Origin of the sequence: Endozoicomonas sp., from assembly GCF_031844845.1 — a bacterium.
GTDB lineage: Bacteria > Pseudomonadota > Gammaproteobacteria > Pseudomonadales > Endozoicomonadaceae > Endozoicomonas.
Map to the genome: position 1 here is coordinate 1 of NZ_JAVRMB020000107.1, position 9066 is coordinate 9066.

The window sequence follows — 9066 nt, forward strand, 5'->3', positions numbered from 1 at the left end:
ATTGATTTTATTGGCGCACCCGAGAGGATTCGAACCTCTGGCCTCTGCCTCCGGAGGGCAGCGCTCTATCCAGCTGAGCTACGGGTGCACTTCAAGAGCAGCAGACAGCGACTCTAGCGGATGACAATATACTGATCCACCTTTGGACTGTCCATAATTTTTTACCTCTATGCCCCACCAATTCCAAAACACTGACTTACCCTACTCACATCATAAGAGTTTCTATCTTTTCCTGCGGGGGAAGTGCTGATAAAAGAAATAGCTAAAACCGGTACCGACCACCGACAAAACACAAAGAATTACCGAAGCCCGAACCGTATAAACCACTGTTTTAGAATGCCCGATTGATCTATAATCCCAGAGCTTAAAATAATTCGGCTACACTGGCGAAAGCTTATAAACGGGTACGGTGCTGTTTTAGCTCATGCAGTTTCAACTCATGCAACGCCTTAATAAAAGATAGCCATTGATCGCCTTAGAAGAGGACAAGCGAGTGTCACGGGGAACTCATATGCGTGCTTTGATTCTGTTAGTCGGGGGACTATTCACGTCGCTGGTCTTTGCCATACCAGCTACAGACTTGGATTCAACTACTCGTGGTGAGATAAGCGAGCGTATTGCTCCTATAGGCTCCATCTGCGTGACTGGTGAGGAATGTGCCAGTGCTGCCGGCATTGCAGCAGTAAGCACCAGCAGTGGCCCGAGAAGTGGTGATGCCATTTATGGCCAGTTCTGTACCGTCTGTCACGCCATCGGCTTGTTAGACGCTCCCAAAAAAGACGATAGTGTTGCATGGCAGGCTGCCGAGAAAAAAGCTGGCGGCTTCAGCAGCCTTTTGTCCAATGCCATCAGCGGTATCCGCAGTATGCCGGCCAAAGGTACTTGTATGGATTGTACCGATGAAGAGATCAGCACCACCATTGAGTACATGAGCGGCCTGAAGCCCTGATCTCTTGAAATCATCAGCGGCTGGCAGCTTCTGTTGCCAGCGGGCTGATAAATCCCTCAGGTTTTACTGCCAATATTGAGCAGTAAATGCTGTTCATAATGTTCTCAGCAGTATTGCCCACCAGAATACCTTCCTTATGTCTTCCTAACGTTCCCATCACAATCACATCCACATTCAGCTCATTGGCCAGCTGTTGAATCCCGGCTGCAGGATTTCCCTGTAGCAAATGAACAGTAACCGGTGGTTTATCATCACTTTCCTTAACGCCAACTTCCTGCATGATTTCCTGAAGTTTGTTGTGGTAGCGCCTCTGGGTGATTTCCTGTAACTCATAAAGCTCTTCATCGGATAATGTTTTCAGGGAACGTCGGCCCAGCGGCACATTCCAGACGCTGACCAGGTGCAACGCTGCATTCTCCTGACTGGCCAGGTAAACACCATATTGTAATAATGTACGATTCAGGTCGTGGGCACCGGAGTCAGGGTTACCCGCATCCATGGCGACCATAACCTTGCCATTGAAGTCTGGCAGCTGCTCCCGGTCTGCCATCATCAGAATGGGTACGGGGCATTTTCTGAGCAGGGCAAGGTCATTTCCGGTTAACTGCTTCCGGGCCAGGGCACCACTGGCATCAGCCAGCTTGACCACCAGATCAATATGATATTCCTTAATCACTTTATGAATAGCCAGCCTGGGGCGGCCGGGAACGATCAGAGTCTCCACTTCAATTCCCTGTTCCCAGGCCAGCGCCTTCAGTTGCTCCAGCTCTTCTGCCAGCTGCTGTCGAAGGTGGTCTTCCAGCCTTTTTTCCAGCGGGATGAACTGCAGGTGATGCAGGGTTTCCAGGCTCTGGTCAAACAGGGCAATCAGCAATGTCGCCCGATTATCCAATGCCAGACGAAAGGCCTGCTGGAGCTCCATATCAGAGGTGTGTTGCCGGGTCACTACAAGAAGGATTGAACGAAAGGCATGCATCAACGTACTCTCAAACCGATAACAAGCCTTCTCAGTATCGCAGGAATTGACCGCTCTGCCTGAGATTCTGCCCGTAAGGCTTGTGGAACGCTTGTAGAAAACTACTCCTGCTATATAATTCCGCTCCAATTTATTCCCCTGTCAAAGGTTCACTGCACGCTTATGAAAAAGTTGTTCATCGTTGCCGCACTATTCTGTGCTGCCCAGGTTCAGGCCTCAGATAACAAGGATGAGAAGCTCTATTTCTATAACTGGAGTGACTATATCGCTGAGGACACGGTCGAGAACTTCTCTAAACAGACAGGCATTGATGTCGTTTATGATGTTTACGACAGCAACGAAGTCCTTGAAGGTAAACTGCTCTCCGGACGGAGTGGTTTTGACCTGGTCTCTCCTTCCCATGATTTTTATAAAACCCAGATTCGGGCGGGTGTCTACGAGGCGCTGGATAAGTCTAAACTGCCTAACCTGAAAAACCTGGACCCCGCCATTATGAAGGCGATCTCGGATAACTTTGATAAAGACAATACCTTCGGTATCCCTTATCTCTGGGGAACGACCGGCATTGGTTACAACAAAGCCGCCGTTGAAAAGGTGTTAGGAAAAGACGCACCTGTGGATAGCTGGGCGCTGATTCTCGAACCTGAAAACATGAAGAAACTGCAGAAGTGTGGCGTTGCTTTTCTGGATGCACCCAGCGAGGTTCTTCCTTCAGTTATGGGCTACCTGGGTATTCCCGGTGATAGCCTGAAGATGGACGACTATAAAAAAGCCGTTGAGCAAATGAAGTCTGTCGCACCCTACATCAGTTACTATCACTCCTCTCGTTCACTGTCTGATCTGGCAAACGGCGATATCTGTGTCGCCCTGCTCTGGTCTGGTGATGCCATGATTGCCCGTGATCGCGCCAGGGAAGCCGGTAATGGTATAGATATTCACTATTCAGTACCAAAAGAAGGTGCGGCCATGTGGTTTGATATGCTCGCCATCCCGAAAGATTCCAAACATAAAGATGCGGCACATAAGATGCTGAACTATCTGATGGAGCCAAAGGTGATGGCGGATATAACCAATTATGTTACTTATCCGAACCCGGTACCCGCTTCACTGCCGTTTGTAGATCCTGAGCTGGCGAATGACCCGGGTATTTTCCCAGATCAGAAAACCATGGAGAACCTGTTTGTTTTCAAAGAACTGCCCAGAAAGCTGAAGCGCTACATCACCCGGGAGTGGTCCAGAATCAAGTCTGGAACCTGATACCTTTCAAACAGTTACCAGAAGAGGCTCCCTTCTGGTAACTGTCTCCTCGCCTCTTGTCCATTTTCTCAAAAAATTCCATCCTGAATCTGTCCAGTACGCCATACTTTACAAGATAAGAATCACTTTAAGCCGGTTTGGACATGGATAGCAGAATCAATTCTCTCAGCATACTCATTCTCGAAGATCACCCCTTCCAGCTTATGGTGGCCGAGCAAACGGTGTCTGGCCTTAATGTCAGAAAGCTAATGACATCTGAAAGCAGTGAACACGCACTAGAGCTTTTAAAGGAAAGCGGGGCTGTTGATATCGTCATCTGTGACCTGGATATGCCCGGCATGGATGGTATCCAGTTTATCCGTCATCTCGCTGAGCAAAAGCTTGCCCAGGGGGTAATTGTGCTCAGTGCCATGGATGTGGCCCTGATCCGTACTGTCGAAGATATGGCAATGGAACACGGCCTCGTGGTACTTGGCCATATATCCAAACCGATGTCTCGCAACCGCCTCAGGGAGTTACTTGAGCTCTATTTTGTTGAACAGGCAGCTAACACCACCCAGCCTGCAGTTCCCAAAGAGTTACTGTTTGATGAAAAAGAATTGGAAAAAGCCATTAAAGAGGATCAGTTTGTTCTCTATTATCAGCCCAAAGTGTTACTGAAAAGTGGCCAAATGGTCTCTGTCGAAGCACTGGCTCGCTGGCACCACCCGGAGATTGGCGTGGTTGAACCTGTACATTTCATCCCCATGATGGAAAGTTCCGGCCTGATTGCCCCAATGACCATGAAAATGATTGATCTGGCGCTTGAGCAGGCTCGCCTCTGGCGGGTAGAAGGACGGAATTTAGCCGTGGGCATCAATCTGTCAGCAGCCATACTGAGCAACACTGACCTGCCCGACATCCTCATTCAGAAGACGCGAGACCTGAACATTCCACCGGAGCTGTTCACCCTGGAAATTACTGAAAGCAGCCTGATTCAAAATGCTGCACTGTCTCTGGAAACACTGGCACGGTTGAAATTGCATGGATTCTCACTCTCTATTGACGACTTCGGTACCGGTTACTCCAGTATGCAGCAGTTGAACCGGATCCCGTTCAGTGAGCTGAAAATTGATCGCTCTTTTGTTTCCAATGCCTGCCACGACAAAACCCACAAAGCCATCGTCGAAGCCAATATCAACCTTGCCCATAACCTGAATATGCAAACCGTTGCCGAGGGTGTTGAAACGGTCGAGGACTGGCAGTTACTTCTCGAACTTAACTGCGACCTGGCACAGGGTTATTTTGTTGCCAAACCCATGCCAGCAGAAACCCTCTCTCAGTGGGAGCAGGAATGGCAGAAAAGACAACCCATTACCCCGCCTAAACCCAATCTTTGACCACTCCATTCCAGCAAGAGTAAGCCTGTTGCACTTATTGCCTGAATCCAGCTTCATATTTTGAAAATCATTTTTCATTGACCTGCTTCAGTATGTTCGATGCGCCATTAATGCATCATCAGCACCACTAATAATTTTAAACTGACTCGGGATTCAATGACGCCTATGTCAAACATCATCAAGCTGTCGCTTATTACAGCCTCTTTCCTTTGCCTTTTTTTTCTCCCTGCTGAGTTTATCCCCATTGCCAATATCACCATTGAACAGCAACGGGTGCTGGCTATTTTCCTGATGGCCACCCTGCTATGGGTTTCTGAGGCTGTTCCTGCCTACGCTACCTCATTGCTCATTCTGGGATTACTCTCCATTACCGTTTCCAATACCAGCCCGTATTTCCTGAGAGAAGCGTTAAACCCGGAGGATATGCTCAATTACAAGGAGATTCTCAGCAGCCTGGCTGCACCGGTAATTGTACTCTTTCTTGGCGGGTTCTTTATTGCCATTGCCGCGACAAAGTACAAGCTGGATATCAACCTGGCCCGGGTTCTGTTAAAGCCCATTGGCAGTGACTACAAAAAAGTGATGCTCGGGCTTATGGGTATTACCGCTTTTTTCTCCATGTTTATGAGCAACACCGCCACAACGGCCATGATGCTCACTCTACTCACACCACTGCTGGCCGACGTTGATACTAAAGATAATGGCGTCAAAGGTATGATTATGGCGGTGCCTGTCGCTGCGAACATTGGCGGTATTGGAACCCCCATAGGCACTCCTCCAAATGCCATTGCCTTTCGTTATCTAATCGGTGAGCATGCCATCACCTTTGGTGAGTGGATGTTGTTTGCTGTTCCCACGGCACTGACATTGATTATGATTGCCTGGGTTCTGTTGCGGAAACTTTACCCCGGGAACATCAGGGAACTGGCCGTTAAAATTGACTGCACTTTTGAAAGGTCCCCGAAAGCTTATCTCGTTTATGCAACCACAGCAGCCACTGTGCTTTTGTGGACAACATCCAGCCTTCACGGCGTAAACTCTTACACTGTCGCCTTATTACCCGTCATTGTTTTCTCCCTGTCTGGCATCATCGATACCAACGACATTAAAAAAATCAACTGGGATGTACTCTGGCTGATTGCCGGTGGTATTGCCCTGGGCTATGCCCTTGAAAAAAGCGGCCTTGCCCGCGCCATTGTTCAGGCCATTCCCTTTGATACTATGGGAACCTTTGTTGTGCTCTTCCTTATGGCCGTTGTGTCGATGGTTATGGCGACGTTTATGTCAAATACCGCTACGGCCAACCTGCTGATGCCTATTGCCGTTTCTGTCGCCACCGTTCTCAGTGGACTGGAGAGCTACGGTGGCATCAGCATCATGGTCATCTGTGTCGCCCTGTCTGCTTCCATGGGCATGTCGCTGCCCATCAGCACACCGCCCAATGCTTTGGCCCATGCCACCGGCATGGTTACCAGCAAAGATTTCATTAAGACCGGTAAGTTCATCAGCACCATTGGTGTGTTGCTGATTTTCGCAATGATTACTCTGTTAGGAGTGACCGGTTATTTTTAAGTCTTGAAAAGACGACAGAAATCTCTAAATAGAGATTTCCGTCGTGAATTGAAGAAAACAATCCGAGCGAACTAGAAGAAATCCAGCGAAGTCATCAACATCAGCACAGCAAAGATCAATAAAACACCCACAGGGCTCAATATCTTAGCTGTCCTGATAAAGTCTTTGGTATCAACCAAACCTGTCGCATGAGCAAGCGCATTAGGTGGAGTACTGATTGGCAGACCCATCCCTAATGAAGAAGCCAGGGCAACCGCAGTACCTATAACAACCAGCCCACCCATCTCTTCAATACTGGCAACAGAAGTGGACATGGAGATGGCAATCGGCATCAGCAGGTTAGCGGTAGCGGTATGAGACATAAACGTCGCCATGACCATACACAACACACTGATACCCATAATAACGGTGGCACCACCAAACTCCTCAAACGGCACCATACCGACAATCAACTCGGCGAGCCCGGATGAAGCCAGTGCTGTACCAATGGCGATACCGCCAGCCAGTAACCACAGAACATCCCAGCTAATGTGTTTCAGATCCTGTTTATCCACAATGCCGCAGAGGCTGAACACGGCGACGGGAATAATAGCAACCGCATAAGCGTTAATGCCATGAACACTGGAGAATATCCACAGCAGGATGGTCAGTGCCATGGTGATATAAACAATAGAAGGCTTTAGCCCTTTCTCAAAACGACCGTCAATCTGAACATCCAGATCTCCACCTCTGGATGGATACATCTTTTGTAATAACCACCAACTGAAAGCAATCATAACCACAGTGATGGGCACGGCGAACAGCATCCAGCCACCAAAAGAAAGCGCGTGTTCACCGACAAAATAACGAAAGGCGATGGCATTCGGGGGTGTACCAATCGGTGTTCCCATGCCACCAAGGTTCGCTGCAATTGGAATACTCATTACCATTGCACGACACCCTGGATCCTGGCTATCCATTCTGGCAACCAGAGGCGTCATAATGGTTAACATCATGACACTGGTCGCCGTATTACTCATGAACATTGAGAAGATGGCGGTAATGATCATCACCCCAAGCATCACAATCTCGTATTTCTGGCCAAAAGGCTTTAACAATACCCGGGCCAGGTTGATATCTACCTTGTACTTGGCACAGGCCAGCGCAATAAAAAACCCTCCCAGAAAGAGCACGATTATAGGCGACGCCAAACTATTAAATATTGACGTATAGGGCAGCATGTTCTCACCCAGACCATCCCTGAGAAGAAAGGGTGCACTGTTCGATGTGGTCAGTACCAGCAACATGATGATAAGAAGAGATGTGGCAAAGGCTGGTACTGCATCACTGACCCACAACAAGGTAGCCAGAATAAAAATGGCCATTACCCGCTGTTGCAGGACCGAGAACACTCCCTCGGGGAATACCAGTTCTGGAAAGCAGAACAGCCCCAGAAAGATGATTGCTATGGGGACAATCTTTTTTAGCGGAGTCATTTAAACATACCGTACATAAGCAAAAAAAACAGGCCGATGCGCTCACAAATAACTGCAACGTTGCAACCCATGAGAAGCATGCTGCTTTTGTCGTTTTTTTATGATTGGCTATATGAGGCAGTTGAGTTATTTAGCATAAAATGCAGTTTTTCATTGCCAGAGCCAGAACACACCTTTATTGGTGAATAATCTTGCCCAATGTTATTACGGGCTGCCCTGCGCCAAGTCATAAAGCTGCTTAATTTTTCAATCTCAATAAAAAATAATTCTTTACTGCCAGATTTTTTATTAAATAAAAGAGCATTACATGCTAATTAATTATTACTTGTGGAGTTTTCTGCTCATCTTTTTAAAAGAATCGTTATTAGTTTTTTAATTAATACTGATTGACCAGAATTGCTTCACGCTTGAAGAAACGTTCAATACGGTATTGCAGATTTCAGAGTAAATGGAAATATTCCGGCCATGCTCATCAGGTATTTCCTCGCTCCCTCATTCGGAGGTTTTTGCAAAACGTCTACCTGCCTCATTCCCATCCTCTGGGGTGGCTGCAAAACCTTACAAATGCCAGACTCGAAGCTGAGTCGTGATCTCCGTGAAGGAGGTTGACGCAAAGGTCATCTGTAGGTCGGTTCCCCGTTCAGGGGGACCCGAGGACTCGAGAGCAGTACCAGGCTTTGATGGTTGCGTGGTTGTTGGGTCAAACGGAGTGAGCCCCACAATTTTACCGATGATTGCATTGCAGATAGTTTGTTGGGGCTCGCATTCGCTCGACCCAACCTATGTGAGATCGTTCAGGTTACTTTTTACAACAACGTCAGAGCCTGGGAACGAAAGGATTGGGGAATCCCAAAACTAAAAAACCCCGATAGTAAACTATCGGGGTTTTCGTATTTTTTGCCTGAAGATGACCTACTCTCACATGGGGAAACCCCACACTACCATCGGCGATGCATCATTTCACTGCTGAGTTCGGGATGGGATCAGGTGGTTCTAATGCTCTATGGTCTTCAGACCAAACTGGTATTTCTGAACTCAAACGTTCAAAAATTTATAGAATTTGGTGCCTGGCGATGACCTACTCTCACATGGGGAAACCCCACACTACCATCGGCGATACGTCATTTCACTACTGAGTTCGGGATGGGATCAGGTGGGGCTAACGCTCTATGGTCGCCAGGCGAAACTGTTGATAAAAGACTTTCGTCTCCTATCTGGAATCCGGTTATTTAAGCTGTTCTTGCTAAACACTCTACTGCGTATGGCTTTTGCTCTTCACTTCAAGCTTATAGCTTCAAGCTTCCAGCTGTCTTTCAAATCGCTTTGGCGTTATATGGTCAAGCCGCACGAGTCATTAGTATTGGTTAGCTCAACGCCTCACAGCGCTTACACACCCAACCTATCAACGTCATAGTCTTTGACGGCTCTTCAGGGGCATCTAGTGCCCAGGGAAGTCTC

6 protein-coding genes, 1 tRNA gene and 3 rRNA genes are annotated in these 9066 nt (G+C 47.9%); 4 read left to right on the top strand and 6 right to left on the bottom strand.

Annotation, left to right across the window (positions count from 1 at the left end):
- Positions 1-11 precede the first annotated feature (11 nt).
- Positions 12-88 (bottom strand) — tRNA-Arg (locus RM811_RS05045).
- Positions 89-511: 423 nt separating this feature from the next.
- Between RM811_RS05045 and RM811_RS05050 the strand changes: the two genes are divergently transcribed.
- Positions 512-949, top strand: a complete 438-nt coding sequence (locus RM811_RS05050; RefSeq protein WP_402521420.1) for a c-type cytochrome — start codon at positions 512-514, stop codon at positions 947-949.
- Between the two features lie 13 nt (positions 950-962).
- Here the strand turns inward: RM811_RS05050 and RM811_RS05055 are convergent, their stop codons facing one another.
- On the bottom strand, positions 963-2054 hold the full coding sequence (locus RM811_RS05055; protein WP_402521422.1) for a universal stress protein: 1092 nt from the start codon (positions 2052-2054) through the stop codon (positions 963-965).
- A gap of 33 nt (positions 2055-2087) precedes the next feature.
- Between RM811_RS05055 and RM811_RS05060 the strand changes: the two genes are divergently transcribed.
- The 3 genes from RM811_RS05060 (at position 2088) to RM811_RS05070 (ending at position 6133) form a co-directional block, all read left to right on the top strand.
- Complete coding sequence (locus tag RM811_RS05060) at positions 2088-3182, top strand: polyamine ABC transporter substrate-binding protein (protein ID WP_402521425.1); 1095 nt, start codon at positions 2088-2090, stop codon at positions 3180-3182.
- 143 nt (positions 3183-3325) lie between these two features.
- Positions 3326-4561, top strand: coding sequence for an EAL domain-containing protein (locus RM811_RS05065; protein ID WP_402521427.1), 1236 nt, complete (start codon positions 3326-3328; stop codon positions 4559-4561).
- A gap of 156 nt (positions 4562-4717) precedes the next feature.
- Positions 4718-6133 (top strand): SLC13 family permease, encoded by a 1416-nt coding sequence (locus RM811_RS05070; RefSeq protein ID WP_402521430.1) that lies wholly within the window; start codon positions 4718-4720, stop codon positions 6131-6133.
- Positions 6134-6204: 71 nt separating this feature from the next.
- On the opposite strand, the gene RM811_RS05075 is transcribed toward RM811_RS05070, so the two are convergent.
- The 4 genes from RM811_RS05075 to RM811_RS05090 all read right to left on the bottom strand — a co-directional run.
- Positions 6205-7608 carry an SLC13 family permease gene (locus tag RM811_RS05075; protein ID WP_402521432.1) on the bottom strand — a complete coding sequence of 468 codons (1404 nt, stop codon included), beginning with the start codon at positions 7606-7608 and terminating at the stop codon, positions 6205-6207.
- A gap of 899 nt (positions 7609-8507) precedes the next feature.
- A 5S ribosomal RNA gene (rrf, locus tag RM811_RS05080) occupies positions 8508-8623 on the bottom strand.
- 50 nt (positions 8624-8673) lie between these two features.
- Positions 8674-8789: ribosomal RNA gene (gene rrf / locus RM811_RS05085) — 5S ribosomal RNA — on the bottom strand.
- Between the two features lie 152 nt (positions 8790-8941).
- Positions 8942-9066, bottom strand: a 23S ribosomal RNA gene (locus RM811_RS05090); the annotation flags it as partial.